Origin of the sequence: Pseudomonas sp. DSV-1 (genome assembly GCF_035830915.1) — a bacterium.
Taxonomy (GTDB): Bacteria; Pseudomonadota; Gammaproteobacteria; order Pseudomonadales; family Pseudomonadaceae; genus Aquipseudomonas.
Map to the genome: position 1 here is coordinate 468,569 of NZ_JAYMYG010000001.1, position 21,392 is coordinate 489,960.

21 protein-coding genes are annotated in these 21,392 nt (G+C 60.0%); 11 read left to right on the plus strand and 10 right to left on the minus strand.

The features are described 5' to 3' along the window. Nucleotides 1–3 precede the first annotated feature (3 nt). From VSQ83_RS02260 to exaC, 6 genes are all read right to left on the minus strand, one after another. Nucleotides 4–816 (minus strand): zinc-dependent peptidase, encoded by an 813-nt coding sequence (locus VSQ83_RS02260; protein WP_133077041.1) that lies wholly within the window; start codon nt 814–816, stop codon nt 4–6. Nucleotides 817–832: 16 nt separating this feature from the next. After that, nucleotides 833–1,486, minus strand: coding sequence for a DedA family protein (locus tag VSQ83_RS02265; protein WP_133077040.1), 654 nt, complete (start codon nt 1,484–1,486; stop codon nt 833–835). Nucleotides 1,487–1,776: 290 nt separating this feature from the next. Then, nucleotides 1,777–2,586, minus strand: a complete 810-nt coding sequence (eutC, locus tag VSQ83_RS02270) for an ethanolamine ammonia-lyase subunit EutC (protein ID WP_219262628.1) — start codon at nt 2,584–2,586, stop codon at nt 1,777–1,779. Nucleotides 2,587–2,588: 2 nt separating this feature from the next. Further along, the gene (locus VSQ83_RS02275) at nt 2,589–3,989 is read right to left on the minus strand and encodes an ethanolamine ammonia-lyase subunit EutB (protein WP_133077038.1); all 1,401 of its coding nucleotides are present in this window, start codon (nt 3,987–3,989) and stop codon (nt 2,589–2,591) included. A 52-nt stretch (nt 3,990–4,041) separates the two neighbouring features. Beyond that, nucleotides 4,042–5,487, minus strand: coding sequence for an ethanolamine permease (eat, locus tag VSQ83_RS02280; RefSeq protein WP_219262629.1), 1,446 nt, complete (start codon nt 5,485–5,487; stop codon nt 4,042–4,044). 187 nt (nt 5,488–5,674) lie between these two features. After that, nucleotides 5,675–7,195 carry an acetaldehyde dehydrogenase ExaC gene (gene exaC, locus VSQ83_RS02285; protein WP_133077036.1) on the minus strand — a complete coding sequence of 507 codons (1,521 nt, stop codon included), beginning with the start codon at nt 7,193–7,195 and terminating at the stop codon, nt 5,675–5,677. A 346-nt stretch (nt 7,196–7,541) separates the two neighbouring features. Here exaC and VSQ83_RS02290 point away from each other — a divergent pair, with 346 nt between their 5' ends. From VSQ83_RS02290 to VSQ83_RS02305, 4 genes are all read left to right on the plus strand, one after another. Next, nucleotides 7,542–9,428, plus strand: a complete 1,887-nt coding sequence (locus VSQ83_RS02290) for a sigma-54-dependent Fis family transcriptional regulator (protein WP_326425170.1) — start codon at nt 7,542–7,544, stop codon at nt 9,426–9,428. A gap of 147 nt (nt 9,429–9,575) precedes the next feature. Continuing rightward, nucleotides 9,576–10,925 carry a UDP-N-acetylmuramate:L-alanyl-gamma-D-glutamyl-meso-diaminopimelate ligase gene (gene mpl, locus VSQ83_RS02295; RefSeq protein WP_326425172.1) on the plus strand — a complete coding sequence of 450 codons (1,350 nt, stop codon included), beginning with the start codon at nt 9,576–9,578 and terminating at the stop codon, nt 10,923–10,925. After that, on the plus strand, nt 10,922–11,551 hold the full coding sequence (gene ubiX / locus VSQ83_RS02300) for a flavin prenyltransferase UbiX (RefSeq protein WP_133077033.1): 630 nt from the start codon (nt 10,922–10,924) through the stop codon (nt 11,549–11,551). Before mpl ends, ubiX begins: the two co-directional genes overlap by 4 nt. Then, nucleotides 11,544–11,831 carry a YceK/YidQ family lipoprotein gene (locus VSQ83_RS02305; protein WP_133077032.1) on the plus strand — a complete coding sequence of 96 codons (288 nt, stop codon included), beginning with the start codon at nt 11,544–11,546 and terminating at the stop codon, nt 11,829–11,831. The genes ubiX and VSQ83_RS02305 overlap by 8 nt, the downstream gene beginning before the upstream one ends. Before the next feature lie 15 nt (nt 11,832–11,846). Here VSQ83_RS02305 and VSQ83_RS02310 read toward each other — a convergent pair whose 3' ends face one another. Together VSQ83_RS02310 and VSQ83_RS02315 are read right to left on the minus strand one after the other, a co-directional pair. Then, a complete protein-coding gene (locus VSQ83_RS02310; RefSeq protein ID WP_326425174.1) occupies nt 11,847–12,488 on the minus strand; it encodes an oxidoreductase in 642 nt (213 codons plus the stop codon). A 49-nt stretch (nt 12,489–12,537) separates the two neighbouring features. Continuing rightward, nucleotides 12,538–14,220, minus strand: a complete 1,683-nt coding sequence (locus VSQ83_RS02315) for a C13 family peptidase (protein ID WP_133077030.1) — start codon at nt 14,218–14,220, stop codon at nt 12,538–12,540. 166 nt (nt 14,221–14,386) lie between these two features. Here VSQ83_RS02315 and VSQ83_RS02320 point away from each other — a divergent pair, with 166 nt between their 5' ends. From VSQ83_RS02320 to VSQ83_RS02330, 3 genes are read left to right on the plus strand one after another with little or no spacing between them, the layout of a single operon-like run. Beyond that, complete coding sequence (locus VSQ83_RS02320) at nt 14,387–14,749, plus strand: CidA/LrgA family protein (protein WP_133077029.1); 363 nt, start codon at nt 14,387–14,389, stop codon at nt 14,747–14,749. Continuing rightward, a complete protein-coding gene (locus tag VSQ83_RS02325; protein ID WP_133077028.1) occupies nt 14,746–15,462 on the plus strand; it encodes an LrgB family protein in 717 nt (238 codons plus the stop codon). The genes VSQ83_RS02320 and VSQ83_RS02325 overlap by 4 nt, the downstream gene beginning before the upstream one ends. Nucleotides 15,463–15,472: 10 nt before the next feature. Next, the gene (locus VSQ83_RS02330) at nt 15,473–16,066 is read left to right on the plus strand and encodes an LON peptidase substrate-binding domain-containing protein (RefSeq protein ID WP_133077027.1); all 594 of its coding nucleotides are present in this window, start codon (nt 15,473–15,475) and stop codon (nt 16,064–16,066) included. 31 nt (nt 16,067–16,097) lie between these two features. On the opposite strand, the gene VSQ83_RS02335 is transcribed toward VSQ83_RS02330, so the two are convergent. Both VSQ83_RS02335 and VSQ83_RS02340 read right to left on the minus strand, forming a co-directional pair. Continuing rightward, nucleotides 16,098–17,414: a bifunctional DedA family/phosphatase PAP2 family protein gene (locus VSQ83_RS02335; protein ID WP_326425177.1), complete on the minus strand. Its 1,317-nt coding sequence runs from the start codon at nt 17,412–17,414 to the stop codon at nt 16,098–16,100. Nucleotides 17,415–17,539: 125 nt separating this feature from the next. Continuing rightward, a complete protein-coding gene (locus tag VSQ83_RS02340) occupies nt 17,540–18,208 on the minus strand; it encodes a DNA-3-methyladenine glycosylase (protein WP_133077086.1) in 669 nt (222 codons plus the stop codon). 176 nt (nt 18,209–18,384) lie between these two features. Between VSQ83_RS02340 and VSQ83_RS02345 the strand changes: the two genes are divergently transcribed. The 4 genes from VSQ83_RS02345 (at nt 18,385) to rlmH (ending at nt 21,390) form a co-directional block, all read left to right on the plus strand. Next, nucleotides 18,385–19,656: a glutamate-5-semialdehyde dehydrogenase gene (locus VSQ83_RS02345; protein WP_133077025.1), complete on the plus strand. Its 1,272-nt coding sequence runs from the start codon at nt 18,385–18,387 to the stop codon at nt 19,654–19,656. Beyond that, nucleotides 19,625–20,347, plus strand: coding sequence for a nicotinate-nucleotide adenylyltransferase (nadD, locus tag VSQ83_RS02350; protein WP_257623002.1), 723 nt, complete (start codon nt 19,625–19,627; stop codon nt 20,345–20,347). Before VSQ83_RS02345 ends, nadD begins: the two co-directional genes overlap by 32 nt. A 71-nt stretch (nt 20,348–20,418) precedes the next feature. Further along, nucleotides 20,419–20,913, plus strand: a complete 495-nt coding sequence (gene rsfS, locus VSQ83_RS02355) for a ribosome silencing factor (RefSeq protein WP_219262635.1) — start codon at nt 20,419–20,421, stop codon at nt 20,911–20,913. A 9-nt stretch (nt 20,914–20,922) separates the two neighbouring features. After that, complete coding sequence (gene rlmH / locus VSQ83_RS02360; RefSeq protein ID WP_003444191.1) at nt 20,923–21,390, plus strand: 23S rRNA (pseudouridine(1915)-N(3))-methyltransferase RlmH; 468 nt, start codon at nt 20,923–20,925, stop codon at nt 21,388–21,390. Nucleotides 21,391–21,392: the final 2 nt, after the last annotated feature.

The following is a 21,392-nucleotide window of genomic DNA, read 5'->3' on the forward strand; positions in this document are numbered from 1 at the left end:
CGATCAGTGCTGTGCGCGGTATTCGGGGTGTTCGCTTTGCAGCTGTTTGAGGCGTGCAAGCGTGTCCTGGCGATAAAACAGGCTCAGTTGTTGATAGACCAGCGGGTAAGCATGGTTCAACAGGTCTGGCGCGCTGAAAAAGTATTCGCTGGTGACCGCAAAGAACTCCGCCGGGTTTTCGGCTGCATACGGGTCGATCGGTGCGTGATCGGGGTTGTGGTGATCAAGATAGTGATTGAGGTGGTCGTAGGCCTGTTGCATGGCCTTGGTCCAGTCGCTGACGTGCATGCTGCTGTGCAATGGCGGCATGCCATTTGCGGCGCCGTTGAGCATGTCCAGTTTGTGGGCCAGTTCGTGGATGACCAGGTTGTAACCTTCCCAGCCGCCGCTCGACAGAACCCCGGGCCAGGCCAGAACCACCGGGCCATGTTCCCAGGCTTCACCGCTGTGATGGCCTTCCCATTCATGCTCTACGCCGCTGGAGTCACGATGGCGCTGGGGGCTGATGAAGTCGTCGGGGTACAGCACGATTTCGTGAAACCCCTGATACCAGTCCAGGTCGCCCAAGTTGAGCAGGGGCAATTGAGCCTGAGCGGCCAGCAGCAGCCGGCCTTCTTCAGTCAGTTCAACACCGGGCATCGGCGTCAGGTGCTTGTCTTTCAGAAACAGCACGCTGTTGTCGCGCAGCCATTTGTCCTGCTCGTCATCCAGGCCGTCGAGAATGCTCAACCGCTGGCGCACGCTGTGCCAGACATCGGATGCCACCGGGTGCTGCGCCAGAATCCGCTGGCGCCGCCATTCAGTTAGAGACCACATGGTAGGCGAGTCCCGATCAGGCTTTGGCTTTTGCTGGAGTGCGGCCCATGCGGCTGCGGATCACGCCGATAATCATCGGTACCAGCGACAGCAAGATGATGCCTACTACCAGCAGGGACAGGTTTTTCTTGATGAAAGGTACGTTGCCGAAGAAGTAACCCAGGGTCACGAGGCCGCCGACCCACAAGATGGTGCCAAACACGCTGAACATGAAGAAACGCGGGTAGAACATGCGTGCCACACCGGCAACAAACGGGGCGAAGGTACGGAAAATCGGCAGGAAGCGCGCCATCGTCACGGTTTTACCGCCATGACGTTCGTAGAAGTCGTGGGTTTTTTCCAGGTAGTCGCGACGGAAGATTTTCGAGTCCGGGTTACTGAACAAGCGTTCCCCTGCCGTTCGTCCGATCACGTAGTTGGTGCTGTCGCCCAGGATCGCAGCCAGCATCAGCAAGCCCCCGAGCAATACAGGGTCCATGCCGCCGCCTGCAGCTACAGCGCCTGCGATAAAGAGCAGCGAATCACCCGGCAGGAACGGCATGACCACCAGGCCGGTTTCGCAAAAAATCACCAGAAACAGGATGGCGTAGATCCATGGCCCGTAATTGTTCACCAGCATGTCGAGGTACACATCGAGGTGCAGGATAATGTCGATCGGGTTGAAATCCATGTAAAGCACCTGTGTTGATGACCCGGCTCTGCAGGTCTGTGCGGGTAGGGAGGCGTAGTTAACTACAACGAATGTAGTTTTTTCGTACTTTTTTAAAGAATTGGATTATACGGATTGAGATGAATTCTGCAGATTGAGTTTGTAGCGAGGCGTGTATTGATGTTCAAAACCCTGTAGTCGCTGCCGAGGAACGAAGGCTGCGAGCTGTTGTGGGCATAGGCATTCAAGGCTCGCAGCCTTCGTTCCTCGGCAGCGACTACACAGCCAAGCACAGCCAGGCAGAGCGAGTTTCAATCGCCCTTGAGCAGGAAATTTTCGCTGGGGGCGTCCACGGCCAGGGTCTGTACCTGTGCCTCATCCTTCAAGTTGACCCCCGACAATTGCCGACGGCAGGCTTCGCGCATCAAGTAGGCCAGCCGATGAGCGGCCATGCCATAGCTCAAGCCTTCGAGCCGTACATTGGATATGCAGTTGCGATACGCATCGGTCAGGCCGATCTTGGGCCCGTAGGTGAAGTACAGCCCCAGGCTGTCGGGTGAGCTCAGGCCGGGGCGTTCGCCGATCAGCATCACCACCATTCGTGCCCCCAGCAGTTCGCCAATTTCGTCGGCCACGGCCACACGGCCTTGCTCCACCAAAATGACGGGGGACAATGACCAGCCTTCGGTCGCCGTGTGCTCTTCCATGCGCGCCAAAAACGGCAGGGTGTGGCGATGAACGGCCAGTGCCGACAAACCATCGGCGACCACCACTGCCACATCGATCCCCCCCGGGTTGGCCTGGGCGTAGTCGCGCAATTGCTGTGCGGAGCCGTCGTTAAGCTTGCGCCCCAGGTCCGGTCGCTGCAGGTAGCTGTGGCGGTCAATGGCGGCGCTGTGCAGCAACAGGCTTTCGCGGCCGCGCTCGCTCAACTGCGCGCTCAAGCCCGGGTGATCAAACGGCAAATGGACCGCATCGCGGGCCTGGGCGTGAGCAAACTGAAAATCGAGCTGGGCCTGGGTCGGCATGCTGGTACCGGTGCGGCCCAGGGCAATCCGCGCCGGGGTCAGTCGGCGCAGTTCCAGCCACGGGTTTGGGCTGTCGGTCGGGGTGTTGGCCATGTCTAGCGTCCTCCCAGGTGAGCCAGCGCCTGGCGAAATGCGGGGGGCAATTGATGACCGAACTCAATCCGGCCGTCAGCCTGAGTGAAAATTCCGACCTTGCTCAGCCACTGTTCAAACTCGGGTGCAGGCTTGAGTCCCAGGGTTTTGCGCGCATACAACGCATCATGGAAGGAAGTGGTCTGATAGTTGAGCATGATGTCGTCCGACCCTGGAATGCCCATGATGAAGTTGATCCCGGCCACGCCCAGCAGCGTCAGCAGGTTGTCCATATCATCCTGGTCCGCTTCGGCGTGGTTGGTGTAGCAGATGTCGCAGCCCATGGGCACACCCAGCAGCTTGCCGCAGAAGTGGTCCTCAAGACCGGCCCGGATAATCTGCTTGCCGTTGTACAGGTACTCGGGGCCGATAAAACCGACCACGGTATTGACCAGAAACGGCTTGAAATGCCGCGCAACCGCGTAGGCCCGCGTCTCGCAGGTCTGTTGATCCACGCCGAAATGGGCGTTGGCTGACAGCGCGCTACCCTGGCCGGTTTCGAAATACATCAAGTTGTTGCCCAACGTGCCGCGATTGAGGCTTAAACCCGCTTCATAGCCTTCCTGCAGAACATTCAGGTTGATGCCGAAACTGGCGTTGGCCGCTTCGGTGCCTGCAATGGACTGAAACACCAGATCCAGCGGCACTCCGCGGTTGATCGCCTCGATTGACGTGGTGACGTGGGTCAGCACGCAAGACTGGGTGGGGATCTCATAGCGCTGGATGATCGCGTCGAGCATGTTCAGCAAGTCGCAGATCGAGGCGATGCTGTCGGTGGCCGGGTTGATGCCGATCATGGCGTCGCCGTTGCCGTACAGCAGCCCGTCAAGAATGCTGGCGGCAATTCCCGCCGGATCGTCGGTGGGATGGTTGGGCTGCAGGCGGGTCGAAAGCCGGCCGCGCAGGCCCATGGTGCCGCGAAACCGGGTAACGACCCGGATCTTTTGGGCCACCAGGATCAGGTCCTGCACGCGCATGATCTTCGATACGGCAGCGGCCATCTCGGGCGTCAGGCCCGGTGCCAGGGCACGCAGGCTGTGTTCATCGGCCGCGTCGCTGAGCAGCCAGTCGCGAAAACCGCCCACGGTCAGATGGCTCACTGCAGAGAAGGCTTGCAGGTCATGGCTGTCGATAATCAGCCGGGTGACTTCGTCGGACTCGTAAGGGATCAGCACTTCTTGCAGGAAATACGCGAGCGGGATATCAGCCAGCGCCATTTGTGCGGCGACGCGTTCGCCGTCGTTGAGTGCGGCCACGCCTGCCAGAAAATCCCCGGAACGTGCCGGACTGGCTTTGGCCATTACGTCTTTGAGGCTGTCGAAACGGTAGGTCTGGGTGCCAACCGCATGGGAGAAAGTTGCCATTCAGGGTGCTCCATGACGCCAGGCGCAGTGCGCCTGGCGGATTTCTCAGCGGTTAGTGCAGGGCTTTTTCAGCCTGTTGAATAGCCGCGAATTCCTCTTCCGGCGTACCGGCCACCAAGTGATGTCGGCTATAGAATGCGAAGTAGGCAATTAATACTCCATAGATCACCGCAGCGCCAATCACCACCCGTGGGTCTACCAGGAAACCGGCAACGACCGCGACGCAGGCGAGCACCAAAGCGATGCCTGAAGTGAAAATACCGCCCGGCGTACGATACGGGCGCTCCATTTTGGGGCGACGAATGCGCAGGGTGATGTGCGCGGCCATCATCAGCACGTAAGAAATCGTTGCACCAAACACCGCCACCAGAATCAGCAAGTCGCCCTGACCGGTCAGCGACAGGCCAAAACCGATAATGCCGGGAATGATCAAGGCCAGTACCGGGGCTTTGCTCTTGTTGGTTTCGGACAGTTTGCGCGGCAAGTAGCCTGCGCGGGACAAGGCGAAGATCTGACGCGAGTAGGCGTAAATGATCGAGAAGAAGCTGGCGATCAAACCGGCCAGGCCCACCAGGTTCACAAAGCCGCCCATCCAGGTGGAGCCGCCATACGCCTTGCTCAGTGCCTCAACCAGCGGGTTGCCCGAGGCCATCAAGCTGTTCGCGCCCGCGCCACCCGGGCCGATCACCAGGATTAGCAGGGCGAAGGTGGCCAGTACCAGCATGGCGCCGATCAGGCCGCGAGGCAGGTCACGCTTGGGGTTTTTGGTTTCTTCAGCAGCCAGCGGTACGCCTTCGACCGCGAGGAAAAACCAGATCGCGTAAGGAATGGCAGCCCAGACGCCGACATAACCGAACGGCAGGAAGGGACTGGCGCCCTTGGCTTCGGTGACCGGGATATCCAGCAGGTTGGCGACGCTGAAGTGCGGCACCATCGCGACCAGAAATACCCCCAGGGCAATGGCGGCCACGGCAGTGATGATAAACATCAGCTTGAGCGCTTCACCGACCCCGAAAATGTGGATGCCGATAAAGATGATGTAGAACGCCAGATAGATCATCCAGCCGCCAATCCCGAAGAGCGACTCGCAATAGGCGCCAATAAACACGGCAATGGCTGCGGGGGCGATGGCGTATTCGATCAGGATCGCGGTACCGGTCAGAAACCCGCCCCAAGGTCCGAAGGCGCTGCGTGCGAAGCCGTAGCCGCCGCCAGCGGTGGGGATCATCGAAGACAGTTCAGCCAGCGAAAAGCACATGCACAAGTACATGGTGGCCATCAGCAATGTGGCGATAAACATCCCGCCCCAGCCGCCTTGGGCCAGACCAAAGTTCCAGCCGGCATAGTCGCCGGAAATCACATAAGCCACGCCCAGGCCCACCAGCAGGACCCAGCCGGCAGCGCCTTTTTTCAGTTCTCGTTGTTGGAAATATTCGCTGCCGACCTTTTCAAAGTCGACAGAGGATGCCGCCGAAGCGGGAGTAGGTTCGCTAGGCATGGGGTTCACCTGTTCTTTTATAGTTTGAGAAAATATGACAGGGAGCAAAGCAAGAGCTGGGCCACAGGAGCTGACACATCCCTTGTAGTCGCTGCCGAAGGCTGCGATTGGACTGCGCAGGCTCCGGATAACGGGTTGCTGTGCAACCCTTCGCAGCCTGCGGCAGCGACTACAGGAATTGGGGGGGTTAGAAGAAGCCCAGCGGGTTGATGTCGTAGCTCACCAGCAGGTTTTTGGTCTGCTGATAGTGGTCGAGCATCATTTTGTGGGTCTCACGGCCAACGCCGGATTTTTTGTAACCACCGAACGCGGCGTGAGCCGGGTACAGGTGATAGCAGTTGGTCCACACACGACCGGCCTTGATTGCGCGGCCCATGCGGTAGGCGCGGTTGATGTCGCGGGTCCACAGGCCTGCACCCAGGCCGAACTCGGTGTCGTTGGCAATCGCCAGTGCTTCGGCTTCGTCTTTGAAGGTGGTGATGCTGACCACCGGGCCAAAGATTTCTTCCTGGAAAACACGCATTTTGTTGGTGCCCTTGAGCAGGGTCGGCTGGATGTAATAGCCGGTAGCCAGGTCGCCTTCGAGCTTGGCCACGGCACCGCCGGTCAGCAGTTGCGCGCCTTCTTTCTTGGCGATTTCAAGGTAGGAGAGGATTTTATCGAATTGCTGTTCGGACGCCTGGGCGCCGACCATGGTGTCCGTGTCCAGCGGGTCGCCACGCTTGATCGATTCGACCTTTTTCATCACCACTTTCATGAAGTCGTCGTAGATCGACTCTTGAATCAGTGCCCGGGATGGACACGTGCAGACCTCCCCCTGGTTGAAAAACGCCAGCACCAGGCCTTCAGCGGCTTTCTCAATGAAGGTTGGCTCTGCCTGCATGATGTCTTCGAAGAAGATGTTCGGCGATTTGCCGCCCAGCTCAACGGTCGACGGAATGATGTTCTCGGCAGCACATTTCATGATGTGCGAGCCCACTGGCGTAGAGCCGGTGAAGGCGATCTTGGCAATGCGCTTGCTGGTGGCCAGTGCTTCGCCCGCTTCTTTGCCGAACCCTTGCACCACGTTGAGCACGCCCGGTGGCAGCAGGTCGCCGATCAGTTCCATCAGCACGGTGATGCTCAGCGGAGTTTGCTCGGCGGGTTTGAGCACCACGCAGTTACCGGCAGCCAGTGCTGGCGCAAGCTTCCAGGCGGCCATCAGCAGCGGGAAGTTCCACGGGATGATCTGTCCGACCACACCCAGCGGCTCGTGGATGTGGTAGGCCACGGTATTGCCGTCAATTTCGGCGGCACTGCCTTCCTGGGCGCGGATGCAACCGGCGTAGTAACGGAAGTGGTCGGCGGCCAGGGGCACGTCGGCGTTCAGGGTTTCGCGCACGGCTTTGCCGTTGTCCCAGGTTTCGGTCACGGCCAGCAGTTCGAGGTTCTGTTCGATACGGTCAGCGATTTTCAGCAGTACCAGAGAGCGCGCCTGCACGGAGGTCGCGCCCCATGCATCGGCAGCGGCATGGGCGGCGTCGAGGGCTTTGTCGATGTCTTCTGCGGTCGAGCGCGGGAATTCGGCGATGGCTTTGCCGTTCACAGGCGAGGTGTTAGTGAAGTACTGGCCTTTGACGGGCGCCACGAATTCGCCGCCGATGTAGTTACCGTAGCGGCTCTTGAACGAGACGATCGAGCCTTCTGTACCGGGTTGTGCGTAACGCATGGGGTGTGTCTCCTGGCTTTATTGTGCTTATGGGAGGACGCGCTGTGGCGCTGGCAGAAGCAGGAGCAAGGGCTGGGCCATATTTGTGAAAGCCTTGCAGACCGGGGCTTTGCAGGTTTTAGTCGGTGGTTGGGGGAGGGCCGCTGTGACAGCTGTGACACAGAAGCTGTGACAATATGTACCGTTCTTGGCGCAACCGATGACCGGCGGGTCAGTTCGTGATTGCAAAGGGCTGCAGGCGAGAGGATGCTGGATGTTCGGTTTGGACTGGATCTCTGTAGTCGCTGAGGGCGAGTTGCCTCCGTCGAGCGGGAGACCACCGAGACAGAGCGGAGAACAATAAGAAATGCACAGTACCGATTTGAGCCGTCACGCACGGCAAGTGATTGATGTCACCCAGGGCCGCCCTCAAGGGTGTGACCCGTCTATCGTTCGCTCCTGGCAACGTTGCCTGGAGGACTACCATCTCGATCCCGCGCAGACCATTGCCCCGACCGTGCTTGAACAAGGGCGCATTCTCGAAGGCCGCGAGCGGTTGCAGCAGGTGCTGAAAATTGCCGGTCACGAAATGAACAGCCTGCATCAGCAGCTTTCCGGTGCCGGGCACGCAGTGTTGCTGACCGATGCCCGTGGCGTGATTCTCAACTGTGTCACCGCGCCTTCCGAACGCAAGGTGTTCGAGCAGGCCGGGTTGTGGCTGGGAGCTGACTGGAGCGAGGCGCGGGAGGGCACCAATGGTATCGGCACTTGCCTGGTGGAGCGTCAGGCGCTGACGATCCACCAGGACGAACACTTTCGCGGTCGGCACACCGGGCTGACCTGCTCGGCCAGTCCTGTGTTTGATCCGCAGGGCGAGTTGCTGGCGGTGCTGGATGTGTCTTCGGCACGGCATGAGGCTTCGCGTCAGAGCCAGTTTCATACAATGGCGCTGGTCAACCTGTCGGCCAAGATCATCGAGAACAGCTACTTCCTGGGGCATTTCGAAAACCAGTGGCTGTTGCGCTTTCACCTGCAGGCAGAGTCCGTCGGGCTGTTCAGTGAGGGCATGCTGGCGTTTGATGGTGACGGGATTATTTGCGCGGTTAACCAAAGTGCCTTGAACTTGCTGGGCCACGTACGTGGGGGGCTGCTTGGGCACGTGGTCGAAAGTGTTTTCGATTGCCAGCGAGATGAGCTTTTTTCTCGGGCCACTGCCCATGCGAGCACCAGTTGGCCGCTGCGCACCCGCGATGGTCGCCGACTGTTTGCGGCGCTGCGCGGCCAGCCGCGACAAGGGCCAGCCCCGGTCGCCGTGCACGTTGAACCCGTTCGCGCGCGCCCAAGCGGGATTTGTCTGGGGGATGAGGCCCTGCAGGTCGATTTTCGCCGGGCGCTGCGGGTGTTTGAGCGGGATGTGCCGCTGCTGATCAACGGCGAAACCGGTTCCGGCAAGGAAGCCTTTGCCAAGGCCGTGCACCAGGCCAGTTTGCGCAGCAGCCAGCCTTTCGTGGCACTCAATTGCGCGTCGATTCCGGAGAGCCTGATCGAGAGCGAGCTGTTCGGTTATCGCGGCGGCAGCTTCACCGGGGCCCGTAAGGAAGGCATGCAAGGCAAATTGCAGCAGGCCGATGGCGGCACCTTGTTCCTCGACGAAATTGGCGATATGCCACTAGCGCTGCAAACCCGTCTATTAAGAGTGCTGGAGGACCGTCAGGTGGTGCCGATCGGGGGCGAACCGCTGGAGGTCAACGTGCGCATCATCAGCGCGACTCACCGTAACTTGCAGGAGCGGGTGGCCGACGGCAGTTTTCGCGAGGACTTGTACTACCGTCTCAACGGGCTGGAAGTCGGCCTGCCAGCGTTGCGCGATCGCACTGACAAGTCGCAGTTGCTGGACTTCTTGCTGGCAGAAGAGGCGGGCGGGCAACCGTTGCGGATCAGCCTGGGCGCGCGCGAGGCGCTGCTGGAGTTTGCCTGGCCGGGCAACGTGCGCCAATTGCGAAATGTCCTGCGCACCCTGGCGGCTTTGTGTGACGACGATGTGATCCAGTTCGGCGACTTGCCTGCCACTATTCGCCTGGCTCCGTCCAGGGTCCCCGAACCTTGTGAACACCCGCTTGAGGATGCCGAAAAGCAGGCCTTGTTGCTGGCGCTCGAACTGCACCGCTGGCACATGACCCATACGGCGCTGCAACTGGGGGTTAGCCGCAATACCCTTTATAGAAAGCTGCGCAAGCATGGGATTGAGCGCTGAACAGAGCGACTTCACGTGTGTGGGAGCTGTGGTCTGCCTGGCAAACCGCGGTGATGTCATCGCGAGCAAGCCCGCTCCCACATGAATCATCAGGTGCGAAAAGAACCCCCCTGCGCTACCCTTCGCCGATGATTTACGAGGTCGACTATGCACATTCATATTCTTGGTATTTGCGGCACTTTCATGGGTTCGCTGGCGGTTCTGGCCAAAGAACTGGGCCATCACGTTACCGGCTCTGACGCTAACGTCTATCCGCCAATGAGCACCCAGCTGCAGGCTCAAGGTATCGAATTGACTCAGGGCTATGACCCGTCTCAGCTCGATCCGGCTCCGGATGTGGTGGTGATCGGCAACGCGCTGTCGCGGGGCAACCCGGCAGTGGAGTATGTGCTGAACAAAGGCCTGCCCTATGTCTCGGGCCCGCAATGGCTGGCCGACCATGTGCTGCAGGGTCGCTGGGTGTTGGCCGTGGCCGGCACCCACGGCAAAACCACCACCAGCAGCATGCTGGCCTGGGTCCTGGAACACGCGGGCATGGCGCCGGGGTTCCTGATTGGTGGCGTGCCGCAAAACTTTTCCGTGTCGGCCCGTTTGGGTGACACCCCGTTCTTTGTGGTGGAAGCCGACGAATATGACAGCGCGTTTTTCGACAAGCGTTCGAAATTCGTTCACTACCGTCCGCGCACGGCGATCCTGAACAATCTTGAGTTCGATCATGCCGACATCTTCCCGGATTTGCCGGCCATTGAGCGTCAATTCCATCATTTGGTGCGCACCATTCCGAGTGAAGGGCTGGTGATCCATCCGACCACAGAGCCTGCCTTGCAGCGTGTGATCGAGATGGGTTGCTGGACGCCGGTGCAAACCACGGGCGAGGGCGGCCAATGGCAAGCTCGCCTGCTCAGTGACGATGGTTCGCGTTTTGAGGTGCTGTTTGACGGCGTCCTGCAGGGCACCGTCGACTGGGACATGACCGGCCAGCACAACGTGGCCAATGCCTTGGCGACCTTGGCTGCTGCACGCCATGTGGGCGTTGTACCGAGCCTGGCAATTGATGGCTTGAGTGCCTTCAAAAGCGTGAAACGCCGTATGGAAAAAGTCGCTGAAGTTAACGGTATTACCATCTACGACGACTTTGCCCACCACCCGACCGCGATTGCGACCACCCTCGACGGCCTGCGCAAGCGCATCGGTGATGCACCGCTGATTGCCGTGATTGAGCCGCGCTCCAATTCCATGAAGCTTGGTGCCCACCGTGATGGTCTGCCGCAAAGTGTGGTACAGGCCGATCACGTGGTCTGGTACGCACCGGCCAATCTGGGATGGGATCTGGCGGCGACGGTTGCGTCGAGTCCTGTACCGACCAAGGTGTGCGATTCGCTGGAAGCCATCATTGCCGAGGTCAAGGCTCAGGTTAAGCCGGGCGCCCATGTGGTGATCATGAGCAACGGTGGCTTCGGCGGCCTGCATGGCAAGCTGGCGGACGCGCTGCAATGAGCGGCCCGGAGCGTATAACCCTGGCCGTCACCGGCGCATCGGGCATGCAGTACGCCTTGCGCTTGCTCGACTGCCTGGTGCGAGAGGATCGCGAAGTGCACTTCCTGATCTCAAAGGCGGCGCAGTTGGTGATGGCCACTGAAACCGACGTCAGCCTGCCGGCCAAACCGCAGGCGATGCAGGCGTTCCTGACTGAATACACCGGGGCTGCTGCCGGACAGATTCGGGTGTACGGCAAGGAAGACTGGATGTCGCCGGTGGCTTCGGGGTCGGGAGCTCCGGCAGCGATGGTGGTGGTGCCCTGTTCGACCGGCACGCTGTCGGCGATTGCCACTGGCGCCTGCAATAACTTGGTGGAGCGGGCGGCCGATGTGACCCTCAAGGAGCGCCGCCAGTTGATTCTGGTGCCCCGTGAAGCGCCGTACTCCAGCATCCATCTGGAGAACATGCTCAAGCTGTCCAATATGGGCGCGGTGATCATGCCAGCGTCCCCCGGCTTTTATCATCAGCCACAGACCATCGATGATCTGGTGGATTTTGTGGTGGCGCGCATTCTCAACCTGCTCAATATCCCCCAGGACATGCTCCCGCGTTGGGGTGAACACCATGTGGGCGGCGATGAATAAGGCGCTGCTGGCCTTGCTGGTGGCGGCTCTGGTGTGTGGTTGCGCCAGCGTACGTACGCTGAACGCAGCCAAGCCGGGTGCTCCGATTGTCTATTCGGGCACCCGGCTTGACCTGTATGCGTTGCAGGGAGGGTGTTGCGCCAAGGATCGCTTTGGCGCCGATGCTCCGCGATATCCCGGGCTGGACCTGCCCGCCAGTGCGTTGCTCGACACGGTGGTGTTGCCGTTGTCAGTGCTGACCGTGCTGGGTGTCGGGTTTCAGGCCAGCGGCGGTTTGTAGCGAACGGGTTGCTGGCTATTTGCCCAGCTTGCGCAGTTCATCGGACTCAATCACCCGTATGCCGTCCTGCTCTTCCAGCGCCAGGCGCCAAAGGGCCCGGGCCAGTTGGCATGCTTCGATGCCGTGGTACTTGCCCGGAATCAGTTTGGATAATGGCCCCGCGATCTGCTCCGCCAGTCGCGGTTCAACGCGGTCGCCGAGCAACAGCGAAGGGCGTGCGATGGTCAGTTGCGGCCAGTTCTGGGCGCGCAGCGATTGCTCCATCTCGCCTTTGACCCGGTTATAGAACACCGAAGATTTGGGATCGGCGCCAATGGCACTGATCACAATCAGGTGCCGGGCGCCCATTTCCCGTGCCCGTTTGGCGAAAGCCACCACCATGTCATGGTCGACTGCGCGGAATGCCGCTTCCGAGCCAGCCTGTTTGATGGTGGTGCCCAGGCAGCAGAAGGCCACATCGACCTGCCCACTCAGCTGGGGCAGGAATACGGCTGGATCCCCTACCGGGTTTTCCAGGTGCGGATGCGCTGCCAGAGGCTTGCGCGAAGGGGCAAGCACTCGGGTGATGGTCGGTTCATTGAGCAGGCGGTCGAGCAACAGCTCACCCGTAAGGCCGGTGGCTCCTGCGAGCAGAATATGTGAAGGCGTCAAGTGCATAGTGTTTCTCCCTTGATACAACCAGCGTAGCCATTCCAGGGTTATTTGCTTACTGCAAAGCCTGTTTTGCTTGTTGCTGACGCAAGCGTTGCCAGTGGTTCAGAACGCCTTTTGGCGCCCAGATCTGCGGTTCAGAAGGTTCGTAGCCATCAGCCACCTCGCGCTCGGCGACATAGCCTTTGGCCAGCTTGAAGGCTTTTTGCAAATCGTCTGTCTGGTTCAGCGCCTGGGCAAACAAGGCATTGCCGAAGTAAGTGAAGTCGGCTTCTTCCGAGCAGCCGAAGGACACGCGATCAGCCTTGGATGCGGTCATGATCAGGGTCTTTTCATCCTTGAGTGCGGGGATAAAACCGCCCGAATAGCAGGATGAAATCACGATGATCTTGTCGCGGTTTTTCAGTGGGGCCAGTGCCGCCGCGAGGTCGTCGGCGGGCAGGTCTGCCAGCTCCAGACGGGGCTGATCCAGTACCAGTTCGTGTTCCTGGGTGCCGTGGCTGGTCAGGTAAATAAAGATCAGGTCTTCCGGCCCGGTACGTTCGGCCAGGGTAAGGGCTGCGCGGTGCAGGTTCTCGCGGGTGGCCATGGGACGATCGAGCAGGTGGTCGCGGTGGTTCACCAACGTGATCTGGCCACGGCTGCCAAAGCGGCTGGCGAGCATGTCGTTGACGTAGTCGGCTTCGCGCTTGAACACGCTTTGTTTGCCGTCGCCTGCCAGCACCAGGCTGTACAGCTCAATGGCCGGTGTTGAGGGTGCAATGCCTGCCAGTGCCTCGTTGAGCAGCGTGCCCTGGTTGAGTAGCCCCAGCTCCAGCGGATCGGGCAAGACCTTGCCATTGGCATCGCGTACCCGCTGGCCGTTGAGCCAGAAACCGCTTTGCACCGTGCCATCGGCCAGGGTCAGGGTGCCCTGGCCCTGATAGGTGTCTGCGGCAAACTCACCCACATAGCTGCTGGCGTCGGGCAGGCTCAAATGGCCGGGGCCGTTGAAGCGCCATTCGTTGAACATGCCGCGGTAATGGCTGCCGTCGATGCCGATCAGTTCGCCCTTGCCGGTCAGTGCACCGTCCTTGAATTCCCCGACCCAGACGTCACCGTCGGCATTTTCATAGCGGCCTTTGCCGTTCAGCTGGTTGTGCTTGAACGCGCCTTCGTACTGGTCGCCGTCTGCGCTGTTGAACACGCCGTTGCCTTCCAGCTCGCCATTGACGAACTGACCGGTAAATTCATTGCCGCTGGCATCGCTGCGCATCCCTTCGCCGTGGGGCTTGCCGTGGGCAAACTGGCCTTTGTACTGGCTGCCGTCTTCCAGTTCAAGCTGGCCGTTGCCGGAGAACTGGTCATCCTTGAACTCGCCGCGATAGCTCAAGCCTGCCTCTTTGCGAGTGCCTTCACCCTCGCGCCGCCCCTGCTTGAACCCGCCTACATAGGTGCTGTCGTGAGCGGTCAGGCTACCCTGGCCGCTAAACAGCCCTTGTTCAAAGCCGCCGCGATACACATCGCCATTGCTGGCGTGCCATTCGCCCTGGCCTTGCCACAGGCCATTTTTGAAATCCCCTGCGTACCAACTGCCGTTCGGGTAGTCGATGCGGCCCTGGCCTTGCAGCAACCCGTTGACCACTTCGCCACGATAACGCCCGCCATCGGGCAGGCGTGCGTCTGGCGGTAACAGTGATTCACCGTCACCGCAGGCCGTCAGCAGCAGGGTCAAAGCAAGGGGGGCAAATGGGCGCATAGCGGGATCCGGATAATTAAGCCACCGAGTATGCCGTAGCAATGGGGACTGTCTATAGGTCCGGATGAAACATCGACAGTTATTGCATGCCAGGGTGCAAGCCAGGGCCGTTGGTCGGCGGGACGTGCTTATAATGCGGCACAAAAAAAATCGCTGGAGAGGTGAGATGTTGTTACGCGGCTTGACTTGGCTGGTGCTGTTTCAATTGCTGGGCACTGCGCTCAATCACTTGTTCGTCCCTGTGTTGCCCGGTCCCATTATTGGGCTTGTGCTGTTGCTGGGCTTTTTGATGGTGCGGGGTCAGGTCGGCGAGCCATTGAGCGAGGCGGCCAGCAGTCTGTTGCGTTATCTACCCTTGTTGCTGGTGCCACCCGCGGTGGGCGTCATGGTGTATGCCGCCGACATTGCCGCTGACTTTTGGGCCATCGTCGGTGCGCTGGTGCTGTCGCTGTTGATCTCGATGGGGTTTGTGGGGGTGCTGATGCAGCGCCTGCTCAAGCGTCACAGCCACCCCGAGGAGCGGCCATGAGTGTTCAATGGCAAGGCGCCTGGGAGTCAGTCATCCACCATCCACTGTTTGGCATTGGCATCACCTTGGGTGCCTATCAACTGGTACTTGCCGCCTACGAAAAAACCCGCTGGCTCTTCCTGCAGCCCGTACTGGCGTCGATGCTGCTGGTGATCGGTGTATTGCTCAGTTGCGGCTTGAGCTATGCCGAGTACCGCAAAAGCACGGACATCCTGAGTATCTTGCTGGGGCCTGCGACGGTGGCGCTGGCGGTGCCGTTGTATTTGAACCTGCGGCGAATTCGTCAATTGTTCTGGCCCATTTTTACTACGCTGATGATTGGCGGTGTGTTCGCCACCGGGCTGGTGGTGGGGCTGGCCTGGTGGTTCGGGGCCGAACACATGATGCTGATGACCCTTGCGCCCAAATCGGTCACCTCGCCGATTGCCATGCTGGTGGCTGAACAGATTGGCGGTGTCGCCGCGCTGGCAGCAGTGTTTGTATTGATTACAGGGGTGATAGGCGCAATTTGCGGGCCGGCCCTGCTACAGCTTTTGGGGGTTCATAGCCCGGAGGCCCGTGGCATGGCGCTGGGCATGACGGCGCATGCAGTCGGCACGTCGGTGGCGTTGCAGGAGAGTGAAGAGTGCGGCGCTTTTGCGGCGTTGGCGATGAGTCTGATGGGCGTTGCCACGGCAGTCTTCTTGCCGTTGGCCGTGACCCTCGTGGTGTAAGGGTGAGTGTATGACGTTGCCGCTGTTTCCTTTGAAGACGGTGCTGTTTCCGGGTTGTGTACTGGATTTGCAGATTTTTGAAGCGCGCTATCTGGACATGATTGCCCGCTGCATGAAGCAGGGCACGGGCTTTGGCGTGGTGTGCATCCTTGAGGGGCGAGAAGTCGGTGATGCGCCCCAGGACATCGCCGGGATCGGCTGCGAAGCGCTGATCCGCGACTTTCAGCAGCAGGACAATGGGCTGCTGGGGATTCGGGTTGAAGGCGGGCGTCGCTTTGAGGTGCTGAGCACTGAGTTGCAGCGCGACCAGTTGCTGGTAGCACAGGTCGAGTGGCTGAGCGAGATCCCCGAGCAACCGCTTCAGGACGAGGATCTGGATCTGCTGGCCTTGCTCAGGGCGCTGGCCGAGCACCCGATGGTCGCCGCCTTGAACATGAATACCGAAGTGGCCGGGCAGCAGTCATTGGCCAATCAACTGGCGTACCTGTTGCCTTTTGCCGAAGCGGACAAGATCGAACTGCTGCAGGTCGATGACCCGCAGCAGCGTCTGGACGGGATTCAAGTGTTGCTTGATGAGATCCAGGGCGAGGCGTTCAATTTATAGAGCACCTCGCGGGCGTCATGCCGTGCTCGGTTCAATAGGCGTAGCGCAGCAGCTCTTTGGACAGGTGGGCCAGCATGAAAAAGCCGTAGAGCGCAGTCACCGATGGCAAGATCAGCCACCAGATTTTCTGAGGCACGGGCTCAAGCGGCATGAATCGCTGACTCAACGCCAGGGCAAGTGCGTTGACGGTGATGGCGAGCAGGGCGCCTGCGGTGATATCGGTTGGCCAGTGAGCCCCCAGGTACACCCGCGACATCGCCACGGTAATTGCCAGCAAACACCCCAGTAGTACCCAGGTGACGCGCATGCGCTGGGGCTGATTGCGTCCGGCCAGAATCGCCAGGGCTACAAAAAACGCAAATGCCCCCGAACTGTGGCCGCTGGGCATGCTGTAGCTGGTCAACGGGTCGACCAGTACTTCGGGGCGCACCCGGGCGAAAAAGTGTTTGGTCGCTGTATTGGCCAAGGCCGTAAACAACGTGACCCCGCCAAAGAACCACATCGCCCGCCATTGCCTTGCAAACAGCAGAATGACGCACACCAGCGCCGCCGCTAAAAACTGCGTGCGGAAGTTGCCGATTTGCGTCACCAGTACCGCCGCGGTGTCCATGGCGCTGCTACGGTGCTCTTGTACCAGCGCAATGATGCCCTGGTCGAAAGCGGTCATGTGCGGGTAGCCAATGAAAACGGCCAGCAGCAGGGTCAGGCTTAACGCACCGATCAGGAGTGTGGCCCTGGGTTGGCGGCGGATGCTGGCATTGATGCTCAGACCCAGCAGGGCAACCAGCCCCACGGCAACGATGGCTGCCTGAGGCCAAAAGCCCTCGGGCAGCGGCAGGCGAATGGCTGCGCCGGTTGCCCAGCCTGGCAGCAGATACGCAACCGCCCAGCCTGCACCCGCCAGCAGGCTGACGCCGATGAATCGAGGCAGCGGCATGTCGCACATCCCGGCCACCATCGGCAACATGGGGCGCAATGGGCCGATAAAACGACCAATCAACAGGCTGACAATGCCATAGCGATGGAAATAGCTCTCGGCACCGTTCATCCACTCAGGGTGGGTGCGCAAGAGTGGCAAGCGTCGAATGTTCTGGTGGAAGCGTCTGCCCAAGGCGTAAGACACCGCGTCACCCAGTAGCCCGCCGAGAAATCCCAACAGCAACGTTTGGCCCAGTGACAGGGCGCCGCTGCCAGCCATCACGGCAATGGCGAACAACAGCACGGTGCCGGGAACGATGATCCCGGCAATCGCCAGGCACTCCACGCACGCCACAATAAACACCGCAAGGCCCAGCCACTGCGGGTTGGCTGTCAGCCAGCCGGTTACGCTATCGAGCCACGGGCCCATGTTTCAATTTCCTTATTCGCTTTCAGGTTTCTTGTGGGAGCAGCAGTCTTGAAGCGGGCTCGGGTCAATGTGTGAGCCAGTGTAGAGCCGGTGGGAGCCGGGCTTGCCCGCTCCCGCAACAGGGGTTACGGGTTTTGCACAATCACATAATCCTGTCCTTCGACCTGACCGCGGCGCAGGGGGTTTCGGGTGCAATGCCCGGCGTAGTCAGCGTCAACAAAGCGGTACATCAAATGCTCGTCCCGTCCGTGGGGTATGCCCAGGCGAGTGGTCTGGATGATCCGCGAAGGTTTTTCTCTGACGTCATCGACCCATAAACGTTCGGGGTCGAAACATTTTGCATCCCATACGGGGACTTTGAGGCCCAGTGCTTTGCACAGCAGGGTTTGCCCGGCGCAGAGTTTCTGCTCGGGGCGCGGGTTGCCTTGGGCATCGGGGTTGTTGAGTTGCATCTGCGCCAGGCTGTCCGGGCCCGACAGTTCATCCAGCCACGGGAAAGCCGATTTGATCAGTACCGCGTTGCCGGGGCCGTGGGCGCTAAAGTTCAGAGAATCGCCGCCACGGGCGTAATACATATAGATGTGCCCGCCATCCAGAAACAGCGCCTTGCGTTTTTCGGTGTACCCCAGCGAAGCGTGGCTGCCCTTGTCGGCCATGTAATAGGCTTCGGTTTCGATAATCCGTGCACTGAGCCAGAGGCCGTTGACCCGATGGCGGATGACTTTGCCCAGCAGTTCACGAGCCAGAAGCTGGGCGTCGCGGTCGAAAAAGGCATCAGGCAGCATCATGGGCATTTTCAGGGCGGTCAGTGGATAGCTGAAAAGGGGCAGATAATAGCAAGTCATGCTTAATCGGGGCTGAACGCCGTGTATTTGTAGTCCATTTCGACCATCCGCCTGCCACCGCTGTGCGTAAGGCGGTTGGACCGCTATAATCGGCCGCTTTCCTCCCTGCCAAGACCCTTGAGACCATGACTGAGTCCGTTCTTGACTACATGACCCGCCTGGGTCGCGCTGCTCGCGAAGCTTCCCGCGTGATTGGCCGTGCCAGCACTGCGCAGAAAAACCGTGCCTTGCACGGCGCTGCCGCTGCACTGGATGCCGCTCGCCTGGAACTTGTTGCCGCCAACGAACTGGACCTGGCCGCTGGCCGGGCCAACGGCCTTGAGCCAGCCATGCTGGAGCGCCTGGCGCTGACCCCTGCACGCATCGACAGCATGATTGTCGGCTTGCGTCAGGTGGCCAGCCTGCCAGACCCTATTGGCGCGATCCGCGACATGAGCTACCGCCCCTCGGGTATTCAGGTAGGCAAGATGCGCGTGCCGCTGGGTGTAGTCGGAATCATCTATGAGTCGCGTCCGAACGTGACCATTGATGCCGCCAGTCTGTGCCTGAAGTCAGGCAATGCGACGATCTTGCGCGGTGGTTCCGAAGCCATTCACTCCAACCGTGCCATTGCGGTCTGCATTCAGCGAGGGCTGGCCGAGGCCGGTCTGCCGCCAGCCGTGGTGCAAGTGGTTGAAGTGACCGACCGCGCCGCAGTGGGCGCATTGATCACCATGCCCGAGTACGTTGACGTGATCGTGCCACGGGGTGGCAAAGGCCTGATCGAGCGTGTCAGCCGTGACGCCAGGGTGCCGGTGATCAAGCATCTGGACGGGATTTGCCATGTGTACGTCAGTGCCCATGCTGATCTGGAGAAGGCCCGACGCATTGCGTTCAACGCCAAAACCTACCGTTATGGCATTTGCGGGGCGATGGAAACCCTGCTGGTGGATCAGGCGGTGGCTGCTGATTTTCTGCCGGCAATGGCTGAACAATTTCGCGCCAAGGGCGTCGAACTGCGCGGTTGCGAACGCACCCAGGCGCTGATCGACGTGGTGGCGGCGACTGAAGATGACTGGAACACCGAGTACCTGGACGCGATTTTGTCGATTCGTGTTGTCGACGGGCTTGATCAGACGATTGAACACATCAATCACTACGGCTCCCACCACACCGACTCGATCGTGACCGAACATCAGGGCGAAGCCCGGCGTTTTATGGCCGAAGTGGACTCCAGTTCCGTGATGCTCAACACACCAACCTGCTTTGCCGATGGATTTGAATACGGATTGGGTGCGGAGATTGGCATTTCTACTGATAAGCTGCACGCCCGCGGACCGGTCGGTCTCGAAGGTCTGACCTGCGAGAAGTACATTGTGGTAGGTGATGGCCAGTTGCGCGGTCAGGAGCCGGTCTGACTTGGTCGCTCTTAAAGCGTCAGGGCCGGCACCGAAAATCGAAGCGTTACCCCTGCGCATAGGCGTGCTGGGTGGAACCTTCGATCCGGTGCATATCGGGCATTTGCGTGGCGGACTTGAAGTGGCTGAAATGATGGAGCTCGACGAGCTTCGTCTGACACCCAATGCCAGGCCTCCTCACCGCGATACGCCCCAGGTGTCGGCTCATGACCGTTTGGCGATGGTCGAGTGTGCTGTCGCAGGAGTGGCTACGCTGGTAGTGGACGCCCGGGAGCTGCAGCGGGACAAACCGTCCTACACGATCGATACGCTGGAACTGATGCGGGCCGAGTTGGCCGCGCACGACCAGTTGTTTTTACTGTTGGGTTGGGACGCTTTTTGCGGCCTGCCCACGTGGCATCGCTGGGAAGAGTTGCTCCAGCATTGCCATATCCTGGTGCTACAGCGCCCGGATGCCGACAGCGAACCGCCGGATGCCTTGCGCAACCTGCTGGCAGCGCGCTCGGTAAGCGACCCGCTGGCCCTGAAGGGGGCAAGCGGACAGATTGCATTCGTTTGGCAGACGCCGCTCGCGGTATCCGCCACCCAGATCCGTCAACTGCTGGCCAGCGGTAAGTCGGTACGTTACCTGGTGCCCGACGCGGTCCTGGCCTACATCGATGCGCACGGGCTTTACCGTGCGTCGAACTAAAAAGGGCGTGTTTCAAGGCGCGAATTGACGTGTATTGAAACACCCGAACATACGAGCAAAACGAGTTTTATATGACTGACAAAGATGTAAGCAAAGTAAAGCGCAAAGGCACGTTCAAAAGCGCCCCTCTGCCAGAAAAAACCTTCACCAACGAGCCGCTCAAGGGCGAAGAGCTGGTCAAGGTAGCGGTTAGCGCTCTGGAAGACGTCAAGGCCCAGGACATTCAGGTCATCGACGTTCGTGACAAGCACAGCATCACTGACTTCATGATCATCGCTACCGGTACTTCGAACCGTCAGATCGGCGCGATGCTCGACAAGATTCGTGAAGCGGTCAAGGCTCTGGGCGTCAAGCCTTTGGGCGAAGAAGGCAAGGGCGACAGCGACTGGGTTCTGCTGGACATGGACGACGTGATCGTTCACATGATGACCGCCAGTGCCCGTCAGTTCTACGACCTGGAGCGTCTGTGGGCCGGTGCTGAACAAAGCCGTGCTGGCAGTGCTGCTCACCACAGCCCGGAAAACACCCATGAGCACTTCCTGAAGCTCAACAAAGACCAAGAGTAAGGGTTCGCTGTGCGCCTGCGTTTGATCGCTGTCGGTTCACGTATGCCTAAATGGGTGGAAGAAGGCTGGCATGAATATGCCAAGCGTCTGCCATCCGAGCTGGCCCTTGAACTGGTGGAAATACCGCTCAATACCCGTGGCAAGAATGCCGACGTGGCTCGATTCATCCGACAGGAAGGCGAGGCCATGCTGGCCAAAGTCGGCCCCGGTGAGCGGATCGTAACCCTGGAAGTGCACGGCAAACCGTGGAGTACCGAGCAGCTGGCGGTTGAACTCGACCGCTGGCGCCTGGATTCGCGCACGGTGAACTTTATGGTCGGTGGCCCGGAAGGGCTGGCGCCGGAAGTCTGCGCCCGCGCTGACCAGCGCTGGTCGCTGTCGCCATTGACGTTGCCGCACCCGTTGGTAAGGATTCTGATCGGTGAGCAGTTGTATCGCGCCTGGACAGTGTTGTCCGGGCACCCGTATCACAAATAGCT

Excerpts from the sequence above, each read along its gene's own strand:
- VSQ83_RS02260 (WP_133077041.1), bottom strand. The coding sequence starts at position 816 with ATGTGGTCTCTAACTGAATGGCGGCGCCAGCGGATTCTGGCGCAGCAC.
- VSQ83_RS02265 (WP_133077040.1), bottom strand. The coding sequence starts at position 1,486 with ATGGATTTCAACCCGATCGACATTATCCTGCACCTCGATGTGTACCTC.
- eutC (WP_219262628.1), bottom strand. The coding sequence starts at position 2,586 with ATGGCCAACACCCCGACCGACAGCCCAAACCCGTGGCTGGAACTGCGC.
- VSQ83_RS02275 (WP_133077038.1), bottom strand. The coding sequence starts at position 3,989 with ATGGCAACTTTCTCCCATGCGGTTGGCACCCAGACCTACCGTTTCGAC.
- eat (WP_219262629.1), bottom strand. The coding sequence starts at position 5,487 with ATGCCTAGCGAACCTACTCCCGCTTCGGCGGCATCCTCTGTCGACTTT.
- exaC (WP_133077036.1), bottom strand. The coding sequence starts at position 7,195 with ATGCGTTACGCACAACCCGGTACAGAAGGCTCGATCGTCTCGTTCAAG.
- VSQ83_RS02290 (WP_326425170.1), top strand. The coding sequence starts at position 7,542 with ATGCACAGTACCGATTTGAGCCGTCACGCACGGCAAGTGATTGATGTC.
- mpl (WP_326425172.1), top strand. The coding sequence starts at position 9,576 with ATGCACATTCATATTCTTGGTATTTGCGGCACTTTCATGGGTTCGCTG.
- ubiX (WP_133077033.1), top strand. The coding sequence starts at position 10,922 with ATGAGCGGCCCGGAGCGTATAACCCTGGCCGTCACCGGCGCATCGGGC.
- VSQ83_RS02305 (WP_133077032.1), top strand. The coding sequence starts at position 11,544 with ATGAATAAGGCGCTGCTGGCCTTGCTGGTGGCGGCTCTGGTGTGTGGT.
- VSQ83_RS02310 (WP_326425174.1), bottom strand. The coding sequence starts at position 12,488 with ATGCACTTGACGCCTTCACATATTCTGCTCGCAGGAGCCACCGGCCTT.
- VSQ83_RS02315 (WP_133077030.1), bottom strand. The coding sequence starts at position 14,220 with ATGCGCCCATTTGCCCCCCTTGCTTTGACCCTGCTGCTGACGGCCTGC.
- VSQ83_RS02320 (WP_133077029.1), top strand. The coding sequence starts at position 14,387 with ATGTTGTTACGCGGCTTGACTTGGCTGGTGCTGTTTCAATTGCTGGGC.
- VSQ83_RS02325 (WP_133077028.1), top strand. The coding sequence starts at position 14,746 with ATGAGTGTTCAATGGCAAGGCGCCTGGGAGTCAGTCATCCACCATCCA.
- VSQ83_RS02330 (WP_133077027.1), top strand. The coding sequence starts at position 15,473 with ATGACGTTGCCGCTGTTTCCTTTGAAGACGGTGCTGTTTCCGGGTTGT.
- VSQ83_RS02335 (WP_326425177.1), bottom strand. The coding sequence starts at position 17,414 with ATGGGCCCGTGGCTCGATAGCGTAACCGGCTGGCTGACAGCCAACCCG.
- VSQ83_RS02340 (WP_133077086.1), bottom strand. The coding sequence starts at position 18,208 with ATGCCCATGATGCTGCCTGATGCCTTTTTCGACCGCGACGCCCAGCTT.
- VSQ83_RS02345 (WP_133077025.1), top strand. The coding sequence starts at position 18,385 with ATGACTGAGTCCGTTCTTGACTACATGACCCGCCTGGGTCGCGCTGCT.
- nadD (WP_257623002.1), top strand. The coding sequence starts at position 19,625 with ATGGCCAGTTGCGCGGTCAGGAGCCGGTCTGACTTGGTCGCTCTTAAA.
- rsfS (WP_219262635.1), top strand. The coding sequence starts at position 20,419 with ATGACTGACAAAGATGTAAGCAAAGTAAAGCGCAAAGGCACGTTCAAA.